Source organism: Bradyrhizobium sp. BRP22, from assembly GCF_020194175.1.
GTDB lineage: Bacteria > Pseudomonadota > Alphaproteobacteria > Rhizobiales > Xanthobacteraceae > Bradyrhizobium.
This window is the reverse complement of record NZ_JADYVX010000015.1, coordinates 145,702-164,866: the sequence shown is the minus strand read 5'-3', so window position 1 is coordinate 164,866 and position 19,165 is coordinate 145,702. Positions and strand designations below refer to the sequence as shown.

General features: G+C 63.7%; 13 protein-coding genes and 8 pseudogenes. 17 read left to right on the top strand and 4 right to left on the bottom strand.

Features of this window, described 5'->3' with window-relative positions:
• Window positions 1-128: 128 nt before the first annotated feature.
• A pseudogene (locus I6F35_RS20280) lies at window positions 129-617 on the top strand (IS5/IS1182 family transposase); the annotation flags it as partial.
• Here the strand turns inward: I6F35_RS20280 and I6F35_RS20275 are convergent.
• The 3 genes from I6F35_RS20275 to I6F35_RS20265 form a co-directional block, all read right to left on the bottom strand.
• Entirely contained in the window at window positions 544-1,050 is a 507-nt protein-coding gene (locus I6F35_RS20275) for an AAA family ATPase (RefSeq protein WP_225119437.1), read from the bottom strand. The pseudogene I6F35_RS20280 and the gene I6F35_RS20275 overlap by 74 nt on opposite strands.
• A 319-nt stretch (window positions 1,051-1,369) precedes the next feature.
• Window positions 1,370-2,047 (bottom strand): hypothetical protein, encoded by a 678-nt coding sequence (locus I6F35_RS20270; protein ID WP_225119431.1) that lies wholly within the window; start codon window positions 2,045-2,047, stop codon window positions 1,370-1,372.
• Window positions 2,048-2,319: 272 nt separating this feature from the next.
• Window positions 2,320-2,571, bottom strand: coding sequence for a hypothetical protein (locus I6F35_RS20265; RefSeq protein ID WP_225119430.1), 252 nt, complete (start codon window positions 2,569-2,571; stop codon window positions 2,320-2,322).
• A 323-nt stretch (window positions 2,572-2,894) separates the two neighbouring features.
• On the opposite strand from I6F35_RS20265, the gene I6F35_RS20260 reads away from it, so the two are divergent.
• The 16 genes and pseudogenes from I6F35_RS20260 to I6F35_RS20185 all read left to right on the top strand — a co-directional run bounded on the left by I6F35_RS20260 (window position 2,895) and on the right by I6F35_RS20185 (window position 17,056).
• Window positions 2,895-3,167 carry a hypothetical protein gene (locus I6F35_RS20260; RefSeq protein ID WP_225119429.1) on the top strand — a complete coding sequence of 91 codons (273 nt, stop codon included), beginning with the start codon at window positions 2,895-2,897 and terminating at the stop codon, window positions 3,165-3,167.
• Window positions 3,131-3,724, top strand: a pseudogene (locus I6F35_RS20255) (IS256 family transposase); the annotation flags it as partial. The gene I6F35_RS20260 and the pseudogene I6F35_RS20255, both read left to right, overlap by 37 nt.
• Window positions 3,725-3,741: 17 nt before the next feature.
• Window positions 3,742-3,930 (top strand): hypothetical protein, encoded by a 189-nt coding sequence (locus I6F35_RS20250; protein WP_225119428.1) that lies wholly within the window; start codon window positions 3,742-3,744, stop codon window positions 3,928-3,930.
• Window positions 3,931-4,682: 752 nt separating this feature from the next.
• Window positions 4,683-5,859, top strand: a pseudogene (locus tag I6F35_RS20245) (cytochrome P450).
• 91 nt (window positions 5,860-5,950) lie between these two features.
• Window positions 5,951-7,240, top strand: a complete 1,290-nt coding sequence (locus I6F35_RS20240; protein ID WP_225119427.1) for a cytochrome P450 — start codon at window positions 5,951-5,953, stop codon at window positions 7,238-7,240.
• 1 nt (window position 7,241) lies between these two features.
• A complete protein-coding gene (locus I6F35_RS20235; RefSeq protein WP_225119426.1) occupies window positions 7,242-7,550 on the top strand; it encodes a ferredoxin in 309 nt (102 codons plus the stop codon).
• Window positions 7,537-8,373 carry an SDR family oxidoreductase gene (locus tag I6F35_RS20230; RefSeq protein WP_225119425.1) on the top strand — a complete coding sequence of 279 codons (837 nt, stop codon included), beginning with the start codon at window positions 7,537-7,539 and terminating at the stop codon, window positions 8,371-8,373. Before I6F35_RS20235 ends, I6F35_RS20230 begins: the two co-directional genes overlap by 14 nt.
• On the top strand, window positions 8,373-9,716 hold the full coding sequence (locus I6F35_RS20225; RefSeq protein ID WP_225119424.1) for a cytochrome P450: 1,344 nt from the start codon (window positions 8,373-8,375) through the stop codon (window positions 9,714-9,716). The genes I6F35_RS20230 and I6F35_RS20225 overlap by 1 nt, the downstream gene beginning before the upstream one ends.
• A 127-nt stretch (window positions 9,717-9,843) precedes the next feature.
• Window positions 9,844-10,848: a polyprenyl synthetase family protein gene (locus tag I6F35_RS20220; RefSeq protein ID WP_225119423.1), complete on the top strand. Its 1,005-nt coding sequence runs from the start codon at window positions 9,844-9,846 to the stop codon at window positions 10,846-10,848.
• 301 nt (window positions 10,849-11,149) lie between these two features.
• Entirely contained in the window at window positions 11,150-12,700 is a 1,551-nt protein-coding gene (locus tag I6F35_RS20215; RefSeq protein WP_225119422.1) for a hypothetical protein, read from the top strand.
• Complete coding sequence (locus I6F35_RS20210) at window positions 12,697-13,599, top strand: hypothetical protein (RefSeq protein WP_225119421.1); 903 nt, start codon at window positions 12,697-12,699, stop codon at window positions 13,597-13,599. Before I6F35_RS20215 ends, I6F35_RS20210 begins: the two co-directional genes overlap by 4 nt.
• Window positions 13,586-13,905: pseudogene (locus tag I6F35_RS20205) on the top strand (type 2 isopentenyl-diphosphate Delta-isomerase); the annotation flags it as partial. The gene I6F35_RS20210 and the pseudogene I6F35_RS20205, both read left to right, overlap by 14 nt.
• A gap of 65 nt (window positions 13,906-13,970) precedes the next feature.
• Window positions 13,971-14,714: pseudogene (locus tag I6F35_RS20200) on the top strand (IS701 family transposase); the annotation flags it as partial.
• A gap of 160 nt (window positions 14,715-14,874) precedes the next feature.
• Window positions 14,875-15,282, top strand: a pseudogene (locus I6F35_RS20195) (TRAP transporter small permease subunit); the annotation flags it as partial.
• A gap of 63 nt (window positions 15,283-15,345) precedes the next feature.
• A pseudogene (locus tag I6F35_RS20190) lies at window positions 15,346-16,037 on the top strand (integrase core domain-containing protein).
• Window positions 16,038-16,318: 281 nt separating this feature from the next.
• Window positions 16,319-17,056 carry a carbonic anhydrase gene (locus I6F35_RS20185; protein WP_225119420.1) on the top strand — a complete coding sequence of 246 codons (738 nt, stop codon included), beginning with the start codon at window positions 16,319-16,321 and terminating at the stop codon, window positions 17,054-17,056.
• Between the two features lie 257 nt (window positions 17,057-17,313).
• Here I6F35_RS20185 and bluB read toward each other — a convergent pair.
• Window positions 17,314-17,943: pseudogene (gene bluB / locus I6F35_RS20180) on the bottom strand (5,6-dimethylbenzimidazole synthase).
• Window positions 17,944-19,165 lie beyond the last annotated feature (1,222 nt).

Below are 19,165 nucleotides of genomic sequence, written 5' to 3'. Positions count from 1 at the left end.
AGGACAGAAGTGAGCGGATATCCATGATGGCTCGGGGCAACAGCCCCAAATTGAAGCCGGATAGATTGGCGCAAACCGCTTCATCCCTTTGTCGATTCCTCTTGCAACGCGGGCGTGGTCCATAGATTGGCGTCAAGGTCTCCGTCGCCACCACGTTGGCGTATGCCAACGGCGGTCGGTTGGTCACCCATGTGAAGGCGCTGCCCGGCAATCCTTACGATGGCCACACGCTTGCAACCATCATCCCGGAGATGGAGGCCCTCGTCGGCAACATCATCGAGCGCCTCCTCGCTGACAAAGGCTACCGCGGCCACAATGCCCCGGCCGATTACAAGTTCCGGGTGTTCACCTCAGGGCAGAAGCGGCGGGTCACACCGAAGATCAAACGCGAGCTGCGCAGGCGTTCCGCCATCGAGCCGGTCATCGGCCACCTCAAGTCCGAACACCGGATGGGCCGCAATTACCTATGGCACCGCGAGGGCGATGCCACCAACGCTGTCCTCGCCGCCGTCGGTTATAACTTCCGCCGTCTCATTCGGTGGCTCAGCCTCTTGTTGCGCCAAATCCTGGCCAGCCTCTTCCCCGGTCCTCAAGGGTGGTCCGACCTCTCAGGCTAGCCTTTCCCTGGAACAGCTCGTGCAGGATTGCGAACTTCTTGTTCTTGTCGAACGACGAAATGGGGTCGTCCAGCACCACCAGGTCCGGGTTCTCGCTCAGCACTTGGTGCATGAAAAGAACCAGGGCGAAGGCGTTCTTTTCGCCGTAGCTCAGGTGCTTAGACGCAGTTTCCAGGTGACCGGCCAGATCCTGATGCACCAGCTTCATTTTGTAGGATTGCTCCTCCGGAACGATCTCGACGACGTACTTGTATCCGGCGGACTTCAGAAACGTGTTGATGCTGACTTGGTTGGCCTCTATTGCCTTTTTGATCTTGGCCTTGTGCTTGTTGACCTTTCCTGTCAGGTCGCCAACCTTCGTAAGCAAGTCTTCAAGTTGCGCATTGACAGAGTCTGTGATGCTCCGCGTCTCTGGCGAATCGAGCTTCTCCATGAGCGCTAGGTCGATCTTCAGCGGCGTGATCCTCTCAATGATCTGGTCCATGTCCCGCAGAGAGAAAAAGGAGATAGCCCGGAGACTTTCCAGCTGGGTGATCATGCCGTCGATCTCAGCCTTGAGCCCCGTGAGGAAACTTACCTCCGCAGCGGTCAGGTCAATCTTCGTTTTCGTTACCTTCTGGAGGCTTTCGCGGCATTTCTCGCTGAAATACCTCCCAAGCCTTTCGATGACCGCTTTGAGCGTGTTGAGGTGACCGACCGCCGTGGCGTCGAATTCCTTCTCGACCGCGAGCGCGGTGTCTTTCTGACCCTCTTCAACAAGTGGGGTGGCGCAATAGGGGCAATTGTCGCCCAGCTTCAGATACTCGTTGCCTTTGATCTGCCAGCCGATCCACTTGGATGGCTCTTGGCTCTTGGCTCTTGATGAAAGTCTCAAACGGCTTCAACGCCTCGGGAATATTCTCGGTCTTATTGCCGGTGCCGAACGCCTTATGAATCTTGCTGTTCTTCGGAATGTTGCCGGGCTTCGATTTGCCGAACGCATCCCGCAATTCCTTGAAATCGGAGATGGCCTGTTCGATTTCCGCATTGTTGGTGAGCGTCTGCTTCACCCCAGCTAGCAGAATGTCGATGGACTCCATCGTCGCGACATAGTCCGGCGTTTTGATGAAGATATCGAAGCTGTTCTTAAGGACTTCGTCTTTCTGGAAAACGAACTGCTGGACGTAGTCATCGTCGAAGACAAGGGCGGAACCCATACCGTCAATCCCCTGCACAGACGGCGGCGGTGCTTCCGCCTTGCCTCGGCTTTTGAATGGCATGAGGTCACCAAGAGTGCCGTCTCCGCGAATTTGGCTGACAATGGCTTTTGCCAAAGTACTTTTGCCAAGTCCGTTGGGGCCATGTTTGATATTCAGCGCGCCTTTCAGCACGCTGATTTCGGCGCGATCCACACTGTTACAGTTACTGATGACAACGGTTAGTTGGGTCATGCCAACGTCCTCTTGCTTCCAAGAAGGAGAGACTATGAACCTAAAGCTCCGGTTTGCACGCAGCAAGCAAGCTTAATCCCCAGGAAAACTGAAAGTTATCGACGGGTGGCTTGCTATGCGACGCTTTCGGCACTCGACGGCTGTTCAGCTGCACTCGAGAAGCACATCGGTATCGCGGGCAGTGACAAACACGACATCATCGGAATCATCGCCAAAGCAGCGCCAATCTTTACCTGCCGCCCGCACGGAAGCCCTCGATGAGCGGCATGCGCTTACGAGAATGATGCTGCGGCCTTGGCATGACCGCTCTTTCCATCGGCCGACAGGCGAATGAGACAGCCCTGGAGTAGTTCGCCAAAATCAGGGGAAGGTCTGCTTACCTGAGTCAGAATGCCGCGCTCGCGTGCGATTCTCAGCGTGGGCTGGCCGTGATTCAATGCGCCATCTATATACGCACTGCTCGCAGCCATCCATCGGCGCGGATAGGGGATAAGTGCGCGAAGAAATTCGGCGCGGCTCGCCACTATTATCTCCAAGAGCGCCTAACGCGGGAGTGGTAGCAATGCTTAGATCATTGAACATAGTCGTCACTATAGCAGTGACCCTCGTTGGATCATTGCCGTTTGCTGCATCTGGTCAAACATCGACAGGACGTGGTCCTCCCATCGTCTCTGGTCCGACCGTTCCTAATGGCGCGAAAGTTGAGAGTTTCCGTTCACGCCTCCAGGATCAGCAAAAGACGCTCGAATCCTATGGGGCAACGATAACCTTCAAGCGGACTGCGCTTGATGTAGCGGTGCGGAGGTCTCGTGCACCATCGCAGCATCGTCCGCAGTGCGCGAAAGGCGTGAAGCTGCTCACTTGGTACACCGGCCAACCTTCCAAGCTCACGCTCGATCGCCGCATCATCGAGATCAGCGAGCGTGCACTTGAACTGAAGACGGTTGAGGAGACGAAGCGTCTCAGATTTCGTGCGTTCAGCTTTGCCTTTGTAGTTTTCCTCAATGAACACGATCTTGGCTTGCTCGAACTCGATGCTGATTTCTTTCTCTCCGACGGGAGTCCCGAGAGCGACGAAGGCGCAATAGCCGCAACGGGACCAGCGCGAAGACGATCCTGACCGAGGATGGCGAGATCGAGATTGCCGTGCCGCGCGACCGGGCCGCAGCTTCGAGCCATTGTTGATCGCCAAGGGCCAGACCCGGTTCGATGGCTTCGACGACAAAATCCTGAGCCTCTACGCGCGCGGCATGACGGTGCGCGAGATCAAGGGGCATTTATCTGAACTACCGAGGTCTCGCCGGATTGGATCAGCCGGGTGACCGACGCGGTTGCCGACGAGGTCCGGGACTGGCAAACCCGTCCGCTGGACCCGGTCTATCCGGTCGTGTTTTTCGACGCGCTGCGGGTCAAGATTCGCGATGAAGGCATGGTCAAAAACAAGGCCGTCTATGTCGCGCTGGTGCTCAATCCGGACGGCGAGAAGGAGGTTCTGGGCCTGTGGATCGAGCAGACCGAAGGCGCCAAATTCTGGCTCAAGGTCATCACGAGCTGAAGACGCGTGCCGTCAACGATATCCTGATCGCGGTAGTCGATGTGCTCAAGGGCTTTCCCGAAGCGATCGCCTCGGTCTATCCGCAGACCGTGCTGCAGACGTGCATCGTGCACCTGATCCGAGCGTTTCGGCAGTTCTGTTGATTGGTATCGGCGGGTTCGGCAAATCCCGCATTCTCAAACAGGCGGTCGAGGCGTTCGAGACAGCCAACAAGAGTGTCGTCGTCCGCCACCTGTCGCGTAACACTGAGGTAACCAAGAAGAGCCTCGAGGATCTCGGCGACAAGGCAGGAAGCTGCTCACCCGCTGCAGTCAATTCGGATGCTTGAAATATCGCGTCAAGGCTGCGCCGCACATTCGGCGCGAGAGCGGGCCTTTTGTCGGGCACTTGCTGCGCCGGTTGTCGGCATTGAGACAATGCAAGAATCCTGACACTAGGAAGTGCCTGCTGAGCCTCCGATTCACTTCGGCACGCGATTTGCTCTGTTCACGGCATCATCACCATCGCAACGCGATTGGTCGTCGAGACGGAAACGGCGCCTTCGCTGTTCGCGTCTGGTCCGTTCCGACGGTTTGCGTGGCAATGACTTGGCGCTCGGTTGTGACCAAGAAAATGCAGGACGTGTTGGATGCGATCTAGAGTTCTTCTTTTGGGAGCCACAACAGTTGCGCTCGTCGCGTTGCAACCAAAGCGGCAGACCTTGAGCCAGGAGCGAACTGCGCATGGCGCTGTGGGCGTGGTCCGGAGGCTATATTGGCGGACAGGTCGGTGGCGGGTGGGTCGAGCCTCCTTCACCAATCCCTACGGTCAGTCGATCTATGGCAGCCGACGGGTTCGAGCCGCACGGCGGCATAACGCGCACCTGTCGTTCGGACAGGGGCCGCATTTCTGCCTTGCGCTGCGCTGGCGCGCCTGGAATTGCGCGATGCGCCTTCCCCGCTCTGTTAGTATGACTGGAGGATATCGTGCTGGCCATCGCCGCGGAGGAGGTCGTCTACATACCGTCTTACGCCCTTCGCTGGCCGCTGCGCGTGCCGGTCACCTTACGCCCTTCCATCGCTTAGAGAGTCAAGTGCCACTATGCCCGAACAACGCTTGCCGACGCTAACGATGTGGCGCATCGACCACATCGAGCCTTCGCCCGAGATGTTGGCACTACGCGCCGACAGTCCGATTCACCGCGTGCGCCTCCCGTCCGGGCACGAAGGTCGGTGGGTGACAGGCTACGACGAGAAGGCGGTGCTGTCCGACGCGGCGTTCCGGCCCGCGGGAATGCCGCCGGCGTCATTCACCCCGGATTCGGTGATTCTCGGTTCGCCGGGGTGGCTGGTGTCGCGCGAGGGGGTCGAGCATGCCCGGTTGCGCAACCGCAGGGTGAAGCTGCTCGCAAAGCAGGTTGAGGCGATCGCCGCGCGGTTATTCGAGACGCTGGCAGGTCAGCCCCAGCCCGCTGACCTGCGGCGCCACCTTTCCTTTCCGCTTCCGGCCATCGTCATCAGCGCGCTGATGGGCGTACCCCACGAGGATCACGCCTTTTTCGCCAACCTGTCCGACGAGGTGATGACGCACCAGCATGAAAAGCGGCCCGCGCAGCGCGTCGCGCTTGGCCTGGCAAGAACTGTGCGCCTACATCCGCCGGAAGATGCAGCACAAGCGCCAGGATCCAGGCGAGAACCTGCTGACGGATCTGCTCACGGCGGTCGATCAAGGCAAGGCGAGCGAGGAAGAGGCGATCGGCCTGGCGGCCGGCCTGCTGGTAGCGGGGCACGAGAGCACCGTTGCGCAGATCGAATTCGGCCTGCTGGCCACGTTTCGCCATCCGCAACAGCGCGAACGCCTGGTCGGCGATCCATCTCTGGCGGACAAGGCGCTGGAGGAAATCTTGCGCATGTACCCGCCGGGCGCGGGCTGGGACGACATCATGCGCTATCCAAGGACCGACGTGACGATCGCAGGGGTGCATATTCCCGCGGAGAGCAAGGTGTTGGTCGGCCTGCCGGCGACGTCGTTCGATCCGCGGCATTTCGACAACGCGGAAATCTTCGACATCGGACGCGACGAAAACCCGCACCTGGCATTCTCCTATGGGCCGCACTCCTGCATGGGCGGTCCACTGGCCAGGCTGGAACTCAAGGTGGTGTTCGGTTCAGTTTTCCAGCGCTTTCCCGCGATGCGCCTGGCGGTGGCGCCCGAAGAACTGAAGTTGTGCAAGGAGATCATTACTGGCGGCTTCGAGGAGTTTCCGGTGCTCTGGTGAGACCGCGGACGCCGCCGGCGAGCGATCTTTTCCGGAATCTGCCGCGCGCCTGGCCGCGCCGGTCAGATCAGCCAGCCATTGGGTAACCAAGATGAACGTGCAAGAAACCACGGCCGCATGCCCGGACGCCTTCGCCGAACTGGCGTCGCCAGCGTGCATCCACGACCCGTATCCGTTCATGCGGTGGTTGCGCGAGCACGATCCGGTGCATCGCGCGGCGTCGGGCCTCTTTCTGTTGAGCCGCCACGCCGACATCTCCTGGGCGTTCAAGGCCACGGGCGATGCGTTTCGGGCTCCGGCGCCGGGCGAACTGGCGCGCTATTTCCCGCGTGCGGCGACCAGCCTGTCGCTCAATCTGCTGGCGTCCTCGCTGGCGATGAAGGACCCACCGACGCATACGCGTCTGCGCCGGCTGATCTCGCGCGATTTCACCATGGGCCAGATCGACAACCTGCGGCCGAGCATCGCGCGCATCGTGGCAGCGCGCCTGGACGGCATGGCGCCCGCGCTGGAGCGCGGGGAGGCGGTGGACCTGCATCGGGAATTCGCGCTGGCCTTGCCCATGCTGGTCTTCTCCGAACTGTTCGGCATGCCCCAGGACGACATGTTCGGGCTCGCCGCCGGCATCGGCGCCATTCTGGAAGGCCTGCGCCCGCACGCCAGCAATCCCCAGCTCGCCGCGGCGGACGCGGCCAGCGCCAGGGTGCAGGCCTACTTCGGCGACCTCGTACAGCGCAAGCGCGCCGATCCCCGCCACGACATCGTGTCGATGCTGGTCGGCGCACACGGCGACGATGCCGACACGCTGTCGGATGCGGAGTTGATCAGCATGCTGTGGGGCATGCTGCTGGGCAGCTTCGCCACCACTGCTGCGACCATCGACCATGCGGTCCTGGCGATGCTGGCGTATCCCGAACAGCGGCACTGGCTACACAAAGACGCCGTGGGGGTGAAGGCATTCGTCGAAGAAGTCCTGCGCTGCGACGCGCCCGTCATGTTCAGCTCCATTCCGCGTATCGCCCAGCGCGACATCGAACTGGGCGGCGTGGTGATCCCGAAGAACGCGGACGTGCGCCTGCTGATCGCGGCCGGCAATCGCGACCCCGACGCCTTCGCCGATCCCGACCGCTTCGATCCGGCGCGGTTCTACGGCACCAGTCCTGGCATGTCGACCGACGGGAAGATCATGCTGAGCTTCGGCCACGGCATCCACTTCTGCCTCGGTGCGCAACTGGCCCGGGTGCAGTTGGCCGAGAGCCTGCCGCGAATCCAGGCGCGCTTCCCCACGCTGGCATTGGCCGAGGGGCCGACCCGGGAGCCCTCTGCGTTCCTTAGAACGTTCCGCGCCCTGCCGGTGCTGCTGCATGCGCAGGGGGGCTGAGATGCGCGTCGTGGTCGACCAGGATCTGTGCGGAACCAGTGGGCAGTGCGTGCTGACGCTACCGGGCACCTTTCGCCAGCGCGAACCGGACGGCGTGGCCGAAGTGTGCGTGACGATGGTCCCGCAGGCGCTGCACGCCGCCGTGCGGCTCGCGGCCAGCCAGTGCCCGGTCGCCGCCATTCGGGTCATCGAAAGCGATGCTGGCGATGACGAGCGCGCCGGCGCCGACCGCGCGCCTTCTGCGGCAGAGGCCGAGCGGCATCCCGCGAAAGACCAACGCAATCCAGGAGGACAGGATGGGACGGTTTGAAGGCAAGGCGGCCGTGGTGACCGGCGCCTGCGCCGGCATAGGCAAGGCATGCGCCCTCGCCATCGCGCGCGAGGGCGGCAGAGTGGTGGTGGCCGACATTGATGGCTCGGCGGCCATCGCCTGCACCGCGCAGATCGCGGCCGAAGCGGGCCACGCGCTGGCCCTGGCGATCGACATCGCCGATGCGCAGGCGGTGGCGGCACTGTTCGAGACGGCGGAGCGGCAGTTCGGTGGGGTCGACCTGCTGGTGAACAACGCGAGCGCCATGCATCTGACCCCGCGCGACCGCGCGATCCTCGACCTGGACTTGGCGGTCTGGGATCAGACCATGGCGACCAATCTGCGTGGCACGCTGCTCTGCTGCCGGCAGGCCATCCCACGGATGATCGCCCACGGCGGTGGCGCGATCGTCAACATGTCGTCGTGCCATGGGCTCAGCGGTGACACCGCGGCGACGTCCTACGCCGCGTCGAAGGCGGCGATGAACATGCTGTCGGCCTCGCTCGCCACCCAGTACGGTCATGCGCAGATCGGCTGCAACGCGGTTGCGCCGGGTCTCATCATGACCGAGCGTCTCCTCGCCAAGCTGGACGAGTGCATGCAAACCTATCTGCGCCGCCACCAGCTCCTGCCGCGCGTCGGCCGCCCCGAGGACGTGGCCGCGCTGGTGGCCTTCCTGCTCTCCGACGATGCTGCATTCATCACCGGCCAGGTCGTGTGCATCGATGGCGGCATGCTGGCGCATGTGCCGACATACGCCGACGGTGGCGCCGCGCGGCCTGCCGGCGACGCCGCCGAAGCGGCCGCGGCGCCGCGCCGCTGATGGACATGCTGCTCAACCCGCTGGACCGTCGGCACCGGCTTCGGCACGACATCCCGGTCGTGCCCGGCGCTTTCCCCCTCGTCGGGCATCTTCCCGCCATCGCCTGCGACCTGCCGCGCCTGCTGCGGCGCGCGGAACGGACGCTGGGTAGCTACTTCTGGCTGGATTTCGGCCCTGCCGGACACCTGATGACCTGCATGGATCCGGATGCGTTCGCACTGCTCCGACACAAGGACGTGTCCTCGGCGCTGATCGAAGAGATCGCGCCCGAATTGTTCCGCGGAACGTTGGTCGCACAGGACGGCGGCGCGCACCGGCGGGCGCGCGATGCGATCAGGGGGGCGTTCCTGCCAAAGGGGCTGAACGAGGCCGGCATCGGCGACCTGTTCGCGCCCATCATCGGGGCGCGGGTGCAGGCGTGGCGCGACCGCGGCGAGGTAACCATCCTGCGCGAGACCGGCGAGCTGATGCTCAAGCTCATCTTCAGCCTCATGGGAATCCCCGCGCACGACCTGCCGGCATGGCATCGCAAGTACCGGCAACTGCTGCTGTTGATCGTCGCGCCCCCGGTCGACCTGCCCGGACTGCCCTTGCGGCGCGGCCGCGCGGCCCGCGACTGGATCGACGCGCAGTTGCGCCAGTTCGTCCGCGACGCGCGCGCGCATGCGGCGCGCAGCGGGTTGATCAGCGACATGGTGAGCGCCTTCGATCGCAGCGACGATGCGCTCTGCGATGACGTCCTGGTCGCAAATATCCGCTTGCTGCTGCTTGGCGGTCACGACACCACCGCCTCGACGATGGCATGGATGGTGATCGAGCTGGCGCGGCAGCCTCTCCTGTGGGAAGCCCTGGTCGAGGAGGCGCAACGCGTGGGCGCGGTGCCGACCCGGCACGCGGATCTGGCGCAGTGTCCGCTCGCCGAGTCGCTGTTCCGCGAGACGCTGCGCGTGCATCCGCCGACCACGATCCTGCCGCGGCGCGCGCTGCAGGAATTGCAACTCGGGCGATGGCGTATTCCCGCGGGCACCGATCTGTGCATCCCGCTGCTGCATTTCTCGACCTCAGCGCTGCTGCACGAGGCGCCTGATCAGTTCCGCCTGGCGCGGTGGCTGCAACGCTCCGAGCCGATCCGGCCGATCGAGATGCTGCAGTTCGGTACCGGCCCACACGTCTGCATCGGCTACCACCTGGTATGGCTGGAACTGGTGCAGTTCAGCATCGCCTTGGCTCTGACCATGCGCAAGGCCGGGGTGCGGCCGCGGTTGCTGAGCGGAGTCGAAAAAGGCCAGCGCTATTACCCGACCGCGCACCCGTCGATGACAATCCGCATCGGATTCTCATGAGCTGGCATACGCAGCGACGCCGGCGACGCGCGGCATTGCTGCACTTGGCGCGCGCGGTCGGTGCGACGCCGGCAACACCGCGGCGGCTCGCCGCTCGCCGTGGTCGTCTCCTGTCAGGTACGAGGACATGAACAACAAGCAGATCGATTCCACGCTACAGGACGGCCGAACCGACGTTTCCGCCCTCCGCGCATTGGGCGCGCAGGCGCGCGGCGCATCCGACAAGCTAACGGAGATCTGGATGCAGGACGGAGCAAAACGGGTCGAACAGGCGCTGGCGCGTCTTCTCTGCGCCGAGGACGACGGTGAGACCGAGCTGATCGCGGCGATGCGCTACGCCACCTTGCATGGCGGGAAGCGCACCCGCGCCTTGCTCTGTCTGGCTGCCGGTGGGCTGGCCGACACGCCGGCGCACATGCTCGACGACGTCGGCGCCGCCATCGAGATGATGCATGCCTGTACCCTGGTCCACGACGACCTGCCCGCGATGGACGACGACGTGCTTCGCCGCGGCCTTCCGACCGTGCACGTCAAGTTCGGCGAAGCCACTGCGATCCTGGTCGGCGATGCGCTGCAGGCGCACGCCTTCCTGACCCTGGCGAGCCTGGATTCGCCGGCCGACAACCGTATCGCGCTCGTGCGCGAACTGGCGCAGGCGGTGTCCGCCGAGGGCGCCGCAGGCGGGCAGGCCATCGATCTGTCGCTGGTTGGCAAGCATGTCGAGCTGGATAGGATCCTGGCGATGCACCGGATGAAGAGCGGAGCGCTAGTGCGCGCCTCCGTTCGCATGGGCGCGCTATGCGCCATCGCGGAGGATGCCGCTCACGCTGCGCTGTACTGTGCGCTCGATCGCTACAGCACCTGCTTCGGGCTGGCGTTGCAGGTGATCGACGACATTCTCGACGCGACAGCGGATACCGCGACGCTGGGCAAGACCCCCGGCAAGGACGCGGCGGCGCGGAAGCCGACCTGCGCGTCGATCATAGGGCTGCAGGCAGCGCGCCAGTTCGCGGCGGATCTGTTGGGTGACGCCGGGCAGGCCATCGCCCCGCTGGGGCCCCGTGCGGAACACTTGGCGCAGATCCTGCAGCGGGCCGACGCGTATCTGTTCGAGCACGGGCCATGCGCATGAGCGCGCCCGTCCACGTGGAGTTGCCCTGTGCCGCTGCGATGGGCCGGCGGCAGCGGCGCATGCTGCATTGTGACCCCGGCGCCGATCGCCGCGGTCGCCCAGCATGGCTGCGGCACACGCGTCGCGCGGCGCGCAAGCCTATGCGGCGGACCGGCTCCAGCATCGGGGACCCGTCGCGGCGCCGGAGCAGGGCGGCCGTTCGGCGCTGCCCATGCGCCGGGCCGCGATGGGCCTGCGGCGACGTGCGCGGCGTCTGCCCGATCCTGGTTCTCGTCAACCGTTTGCAGAAGGAACATCCCGCGTGAACGCGCTGGCCGAACAAATCCTTTCCGAATTGCGCCACCTGCTGAGTCAGATGAGCGATGGCGGCAGCGTCGGTCCGTCTGTCTACGACACGGCGCGAGCTCTCCAGTTCCACGGCAACGTCAACAGTCGGCAGGACGCATACGCGTGGCTCATCGCGCAGCAACAGGCCGATGGCGGATGGGGAAGCACGGACTTCCCGCTGTTCCGCCATGCGCCTACATGGGCGGCGTTGCTGGCATTGCAGCGTGCCGATCCTCTTCCCGGCGCTGCAGACGCTGTCCGGGCTGCAACCCGGTTCCTCCAGCGCCAGCCCGATCCTTACGCGCATGCGGTGCCGGAAGACGCGCCGATCGGCGCGGAGCTGATCCTGCCGAAGTTTTGCGGCGAGGTCGCATCCTTGCTGGGCGGCGTGGCGTTTCCGCGCCACCCAGCGCTGTTGCCGTTGCGGCAAGCGTGCATGGTCAAGCTGGGGGCGGTGGCGACGTTGCCGAGCGGCCATCCGTTGCTGCACTCCTGGGAAGCGTGGGGGACGTCGCCGACCACCGCATGCCCAGATGACGACGGCAGCATCGGCATCAGTCCGGCAGCCACCGCCGCGTGGCGTGCGCACGCCGTGACCCAGGGGAGCACGCCGCGGGTGGGGCGGGCCGACGCGTATCTGCAGGCGGCATCGCGGGCGACGCGCAGCGGCATCGAAGGTGTCGTTCCCAACGTCTGGCCGATCAATGTGTTCGAGCCGTGCTGGTCGCTGTACACCCTGCATCTGGCCGGGCTGTTCGCGCATCCCGCGTTCGGCGAGGCGGTGCGCGCGATCGTGGCGCAGCTCGAGGCCCGCCTGGGCGTGCGCGGTCTGGGCCCGGCATTGCACTTCGCGGCCGATGCGGACGACACCGCCGTTGCGTTGTGCGTCCTGCGCCTTGCAGGCCGCGAGCCCGCGGTCGATGCTTTGCGCCATTTCGAAAGGGGCGAGCTGTTCGTCACCTTCCCCGGCGAGCGCAATGCCTCAGTGTCGACCAACATCCATGCCCTGCATGCGTTGCGACTGTTGGGAAAGCCCGCCGCCGGCACCAGCGCCTACGTCGAGGCCAATCGCAACCGGCATGGTCTATGGGATAACGAAAAATGGCACGTTTCGTGGCTGTATCCCACCGCGCATGCGGTCGCAGCGCTAGCGCAAGGCAAGCCCCAGTGGCGCGACGAGCGCGCGCTGGCGGCGCTGCTGCAGGCGCAGCGCGACGACGGCGGCTGGGGCGCCGGTCGCACGTCCACGTTCGAGGAAACCGCCTATGCGCTGTTCGCGTTGCACGTGATGGACGGGAGCGAAGAGCCGACAAGACGCCGGCGCATCGCGCACGCGGTGGTGCGTGCGCTGGAGTGGATGCTCGCCCGCCATACGGCGCATGCATTGCCGCAGACGCCGCTGTGGATCGGCAAGGAACTGTATTGCCCCAGCCGGGTCGTGCGCGTGGCCGAACTCGCCGGGTTGTGGCTGGCGCTTCGTTGGGGGCGGCGCGTCTTGGCCGAGGGAGCAGGAGCGGCGCCATGATCCAGACCGAACGCGCGCTGCAGCAGGTGCTGGAGTGGGGGCGTTCCCTGACCGGGTTCGCCGACGAGCATGCCGTGGAGGCGGTCAGGGGCGGCCAGTACATCCTGCAGCGCATTCGCCGGAGCCTGCGCGACATCAGCGCCCGCACCGGCCGCGATCCGCAGGACGAAACGCTAATCGTGGCGTTCTATCGCGAACTGGCGCTGCTGTTCTGGCTCGACGATTGCAACGACCTTGGCCTGATCGCGCCGGAGCAGCTCGCCGCGGTGGAGCAGGCGCTGGGGCAGGGCGTGCCGTGCGCGCTCCCCGGATTCGAGGGCTGCGCTGTGCTGCGCGCTTCGCTGGCCGCGCTCGCCTACGATCGGCGCGACTATGCTCAGCTTCTCGACGATACCCGGCGCTACTGCGCGGCGCTGCGCGCCGGACACGCGCAGGCGGCAGGGGCGGAACGCTGGTCCTACGCCGAGTACCTGCACAACGGTATCGATTCGATCGCCTACGCGAACGTGTTCTGTTGCCTGTCGTTGCTGTGGGGACTGGACATGGCGAGCTTGCGCGCGCGTCCGGCGTTTGCCCAGGTGCTGCGGCTCATCTCCGCGATAGGGCGCCTGCAGAACGATCTGCATGGACGCGACAAGGACGAGTCGGCCGGCGAGGCCGACAACGCGGCGATCCTGCTGCTGCAGCGCTATCCGGCTATGCCTGTGGTGGAGTTCCTCAACGACGAGCTGGCCGGCCATACGCGCATGCTGCACCGGCTGATGGCGGAAGAACGCTTTTCCGCGCCGTGGGGACCGTTAATCGAGGCCATGGCGGCCATCCGCGCGCAATACTACCAGAGCTCGACTACCCGCTACCGCAGCGACGGTGCGGAGAGAGGCCAGCATGCGCCGGCCTGAACGCGCGGGAGGCGGCGGGGTGCGCGCGGTGCCGTCGTTCCGACGCGACGGATGGAGCGAGCATGAACGACACCGCCCTGAGCCGGCGCAAGGAGGACCATCTGGACCTTGTGGATCGGCGAACGGCGCCGGTCACGGTCGCCGCCGGCTGGGAGTATATCCGATTTCGAACACTGCGCATTGCCGAGTTGGACCGGACGTAGATCGAGCTGCGCCTTGCTGCAGCAGAAGACCACGCGCGCGCCGCTTCTGATCAGCTCCATGACCGGCGGCATGCCACACGCCGAGGCCATCAACCGGTATCTAGCATTACAGTTGCATTGTGTTGAAGGTTCTGAATCCATGGGCGACCATGATTCGGGATCTGATGATTGGTGGTTGCGTCGGTTGAAGATACGCTGACGCTGTGGGCTTCGTCGTTGCGAGATGCCAAGCAACGCATCCGTCCGCTGTTTACGCAGGCGCGGGTCGCGGCCGCGGCGGGGCAGTTTCTCGACGGACTGTTGGGTAACGAGCCGCGCAAGACGGATTGGATGCGGGCGGAGGCGGCTGGCGATCCAGGCCCGTGGGCCAGCAGGCGATTCTGGGCCGAGGGCAGTGGGATGCCCACGCGCTGCGCGACATTGTGCGTCCGTACGCACTGGAGACGCTTGGCGATGAGGACGCGGTCCTGGTCATCGATGAGACCGGTTTTTTGAAACAAGGCCTCGTGCGGGGTGGCACGCCAGTACACTGGCTCGGGGGGCAAGATCACCAATTGCCAGATCGGAGTGTTCGCCTGCTCTGTGTCGCGGCATGGCCATGCCTTCATCGAGCGGGCGCTCTATCTGCCAAGGGAATGGACGGACGACCCCGCTCGCCGGAAGGCAGCGCATGTCCCGAGCGATATGAGCTTTGCGACGGAACCCAAGATTGCGCGTCGAATGATCGCGTCGCGCGATCGCCGCAAAGGAGCGTTCTCGTTCGTGGCGGCGGACAGCGTGTACGGCACGGGTGAGATCGAAACCCTGCTGCGCAAGGCGAGCAAAGGCTATGTTCTGGGTGTTGCGTCCAATCACGTGTTCCGTTCCTGGGGCAAGCAGCAGCCTGTCGCCGGCACCGCCGCCGCGATCGCGCAGAGCATCCGTCATCGGGCCAACACCGGGCCATCGCTCAAAAAAACGCGACCGCGGCCTCGACCGAAGCCTCGTTCTTGATCCGCTGGTCGATCCAGGAAATCCGCCGCATCGCCATGAAGCTTGCCCAGCTGCGCATCTCGCACGCCCACATCCTCGCATGGTCGTCCTGGCGCAGAGCCCATCAGGCCAACGCGCGCAAAGCCCATCTCAGGCAAAAATTGCAAGTGTAGGCCATGTCGTCGCGGTTCCGGCGGCATTGCTGGTGCTGGCCGAAATCGCGGTGCTCTCCGCCGGTATTGTGGGTCGATACGTCTTCCGCTCGCCCATCGTCTGGTCTGACGAGCTCGCCGGTATCCTCTTTCTCTGGCTTGCTATGTTCGGATCGGTCATCGCGTTCCAACGCGGTGAGCACATGCGGATGAAGGCCATAGTCGGTGTGCTCAGCGCCGAGGTTCGCGCGTTCCTGGACGTTCTTGCCGCGGCGGCGTCACTGGCATTTCTGGCGCTTATCGTCCGGCCCGCTTATGAATTTGCGGCGGACGAGGTGTTCGTCACCACGCCAGCCTGACCTGCCACTGCGTATTTCCTCCAGATCGAGTTAGAGTCCGGCCCGAACAAGGACGGACAGATGAAGCGAGCAAGGTTCACGGAAGAACAGATTATCGCGGTGCATGAGGCTGGGGCAAAGATGGCCGACCTGGCTCGCAAGCATGGAATCTCCGAGGCGACGATCTACAATTGGAAGGCCGAATTCGGCGGCATGGAGGTTTCCGACCAGTTCGCTAACGGGCGGCGCTTCCGCATCCTCAACATCGTCGATGACGTCACCAAGGAATGCCTGGGCGCCATTCCGGAGACCTCGATCTCGGGACGGCGCGTCGCCCGCGAACTCACGGCGATCGTCGCACGACGCGGCAAGCCAGGAATGATCGTGTCCGACCATGGCACCGAGTTCACCTGCAACGCCATGCTGGCTTGGTGCAAGGACGCAGACATCGACTGGCACTTCATCGCGCCGGGAAAGCCGATGCAGAACGGCTTCATCGAGAGTTTCAATGGCCGGATGCGCGATGAGCTGCTCAACGAGACCCTGTTCTACGATCTCGACGACGCCCGCGCCAAGATCGCCAATTGGGTGCCGACGACAATCTCGAGCGGCCTCACTCGTCGCTGAAATACCTGACCCCCGCGGCCTATGCCGCCCACCTCACCGCAACGGACGACCGGCTACGCAATCCCGACCAGCTCCGCCGATCGTCCGTTGCTCCACCCGCGCCACTTGGCGTACAAAACCCCGAGACTCTAACCGCGGCTGGATGAAAATTCAGCGGCAGGTCATCGACAAGCTTGCGCCTGAATGAGGGGCTGCCGATGGCGGACGGCGCATTTAGTTACACCGCAAAAAATCGCTTGAATCTCACGCCGCGTCAGGATGTAGGCATGCCGCTGCCTTGCTGCAAATCAACGCTCAAGGCCATTGCGGTGTGCCCGTATCAGAGCCGCCGTCGGCCCGAGCGCATGATAGAGGGTGGAGTGAACGGCAAGTGCGAGCGCATCTATCACTTGTACAGGGCGCAAAGGCGCGCGCTAAAAGGAAAGCCATGTGTGAAGACTGCCCCCCGAATCTGCCTCATCCGATCGCGCTGTCCCGCCGCTCCCTGATGCTCTTCGCTGCTTCGGCGGTCGGCACATTGCTTGGCGACAGGATTGCTGACGCCAAGGAGGCAAAAGCGCTGCCCAAGCCCGATAACCTGCTCTCGCCGGATGCTTCGCTGAAGCGACTAATGGAAGGCAATGCGCGCTATGTGCGCGGCATATCGCGATGCGACGATCTCAGGCCGGAGCGCAAAGCTTTGGTCGCTGGGCAAAATCCATATGCCGCGATCCTAAGCTGCGCCGATTCGCGTGTTGCACCCGAATATGTCTTCGACAGCGGACTTGGCGATCTGTTCGTCTGCCGGGTCGCAGGCAATTTCGCCAGTGATGAAACTATCGCTAGCATGGAATATGCGGTGGAGGTGCTAAACACTCCGCTGATTCTGGTGCTCGGCCATGAAAGCTGCGGCGCTGTCGAGGCCTCGATCAAATCGCTGAAAGACGACATGCCTCCGCCCGGGCATATTCCATCCCTCGTCGCCGCACTTGCTCCCGCGGTAAAAGCGTCTTCCCAGGAAAGCGGGGACGCGCTCGCGAACGCGACCCTGCAAAATGTGGCCGATAATGTCAGAAAGCTCAGATCAGCGAGCCCGTTTTTGAACGCGGCAGCTGAGCAAAAGAAACTGAAGGTCGTTGGGGGTTTTTATCGGCTCGACACCGGCGAGGTCGACCTGCTGAGCTGACGGCAACAACAGAGCGCGCCACGGATCGATGGTGGACAGTCCTGCCAACGCATGCCGATCTGCGTGCCCCGGCCGGTGGTTGGTGGCCTGCCTCGCTTCTTTCGAGGTATCCCTGGCTCTAACAGCAACCAAAGGGTAAGCCAGCGGCCAGAGCTAAGAAGCACACTACCACAAAGGATCCGGTGTTGGCCGGGATAGTAACGGCATCATCGAGCCGCGCGGGAATATCGTGGGGCACTTGTACGTTGTGCGACCCCTCAACGCCGGCTCGTGAATTCTCCATCCTCGGCGATATTCCCACTCAGCCCTTTCGAGCCACGGCTCATCGGACTCTGCCTCGGGGTACCCACGCAAAGGTAACTGATCAATCGCCAGGACTCCGGCACGTCGAGAATCTCGCGGATGCGGGTTGGGTTGAGGATTGATACCCAGCCAAGCCCAATGTTCTCGGCGCGCGCGGCGAGCCACATCGAACATATCGCCGCGACAACTGAATATTCGCTGGCTTCCGGCATCGTTACGCGCCCGAGCCCATGGCCCGTCTCGCAAGCCTTGTCCGCGAACAGGGCCAGATGACCCGGTGCGTCTTCGAGGCCAGAGAGCTTGAGGGCTGCGTACCGGGCGGCGCGTTCGCCGAAGTCGGATAGCAACGCATTGGTGTTGCAGGCCGCAAAATCCTCGGTGACCGCACGACGCCTCTCCTTGTCCTCGACCACGACAAAGCGCCAAGGCTGGCTAAGCCCGACGGATGGAGAGAGGCACGCCGTCTTGATCAGCCGCTCCATTATATCAGGGGGAAGCGGATCGGTGCGAAAGCGCCGCACATCGCCGCAGCACACAAACACCTTCTGCAATTGCCGGCGAAGCTTTTCGTCGAAAGAGACCATCTCGTCCAAACTCCTGAGTTGATCGGAGCTGCGGCAAGCAGCAAGACCGCAATCTCACTGATCTGCTCCAGCCCGAGTATATCGCTGCCTGTCCTCAGATAAGGCTTCTCGCGGCCCGGCTCTTGTAAGGCCGTTCAAACTCAGCAGAAGCAGTCCAACCATCGCTTCAAGACCGCGCGACAAGGAGCAGCGTAGGAGACCTGAGAGCAAGCAGCCTTGTCCTGGCGCTCGTCCAGCCGCAGCCGAAAGCGCCGATTGTGCCAGCCGGACGAACTGGTCAAGTGCCGGCGCGCCGGCGCGCGCCGAATGCTCACGAGAAGCCATCGCGACCGTTCATGGGTCGGCGATCGCCGCTGGCGCCCTTCCAGCAGCCTGAGACATAGGACCTTGTTCCGACAAGCTGCGCGATGATGTGCCGCCATTCATGCGGCCGACGAGCACAGCGGATATCGGTTTTGCGGCAAAGCGAAAGTAAGTTCGGCCTGGGCAGATCGACTTCGCACGAACTGGCCAGCGGCCTCTACGAGTAAACAGATCGGGGATATTTGAGCGCAAAACTCACGAGCAGCGGCTGCTGGCGAAGGGCTTCATCGCTGAGTACTCGCGCGTGCGCCGTTGCGATTCGCTTGCCCTGGACGATGATCCGCGCCCCGACATCGGTCTCCGGCTTCAGCTGCTCCGGATAGACATCGGTTGCGGCCCGAAACCAGCGCTTGCACGCCGGATCTCCCTGCCGTCGATGGTCGTTGTATCGACCCCTTCTCCGGCTTCACCGGAAGCACCCGCAGCCCCATCACGTTGCGGCGCGCAAGACTCGCGCTATGAGCGACTTGCCCGCAGCCTGGCCTGCGCCGCGCCATCGCGGTGTTCAGACTCGAGGCTGGCGGGCGCTCGATGGCGGCGTCCCGACCGAATACTTGATCTACGTCCATCTCTGTCACGAGGCCGGCGATTTCGATCAATTCCTCGTTGGCATTACGGTTGCGTGGCCGTGCGCAAGGCGGAATCGAGGATCAGTCGCTCGTTCCAGGCGGCCACTGCGGCGACAATGTCGCGAGCACGATCCTGCCTCTCCCCGGTCAACCTTCGCCGTAGCGCGAAATTGGCAGAGATCGCCGAAATGCCCTAGTGAGCAGGCGGGACTTGCCAGCCTGCCAAGTGCCCCTAATGGAATTGACTATGGAGAGCGAACGCCGTGCGCGGCAAGCGAGAATGATCGAGG

Coding starts and splice junctions, on each gene's coding strand:
- I6F35_RS20270 (WP_225119431.1), bottom strand. CDS start 2,047: ATGACCCAACTAACCGTTGTCATCAGTAACTGTAACAGTGTGGATCGC.
- I6F35_RS20185 (WP_225119420.1), top strand. CDS start 16,319: ATGTGTGAAGACTGCCCCCCGAATCTGCCTCATCCGATCGCGCTGTCC.
- I6F35_RS20240 (WP_225119427.1), top strand. CDS start 5,951: ATGAACGTGCAAGAAACCACGGCCGCATGCCCGGACGCCTTCGCCGAA.
- I6F35_RS20230 (WP_225119425.1), top strand. CDS start 7,537: ATGGGACGGTTTGAAGGCAAGGCGGCCGTGGTGACCGGCGCCTGCGCC.
- I6F35_RS20220 (WP_225119423.1), top strand. CDS start 9,844: ATGAACAACAAGCAGATCGATTCCACGCTACAGGACGGCCGAACCGAC.
- I6F35_RS20210 (WP_225119421.1), top strand. CDS start 12,697: ATGATCCAGACCGAACGCGCGCTGCAGCAGGTGCTGGAGTGGGGGCGT.
- I6F35_RS20275 (WP_225119437.1), bottom strand. CDS start 1,050: ATGGAGAAGCTCGATTCGCCAGAGACGCGGAGCATCACAGACTCTGTC.
- I6F35_RS20225 (WP_225119424.1), top strand. CDS start 8,373: ATGGACATGCTGCTCAACCCGCTGGACCGTCGGCACCGGCTTCGGCAC.
- I6F35_RS20235 (WP_225119426.1), top strand. CDS start 7,242: ATGCGCGTCGTGGTCGACCAGGATCTGTGCGGAACCAGTGGGCAGTGC.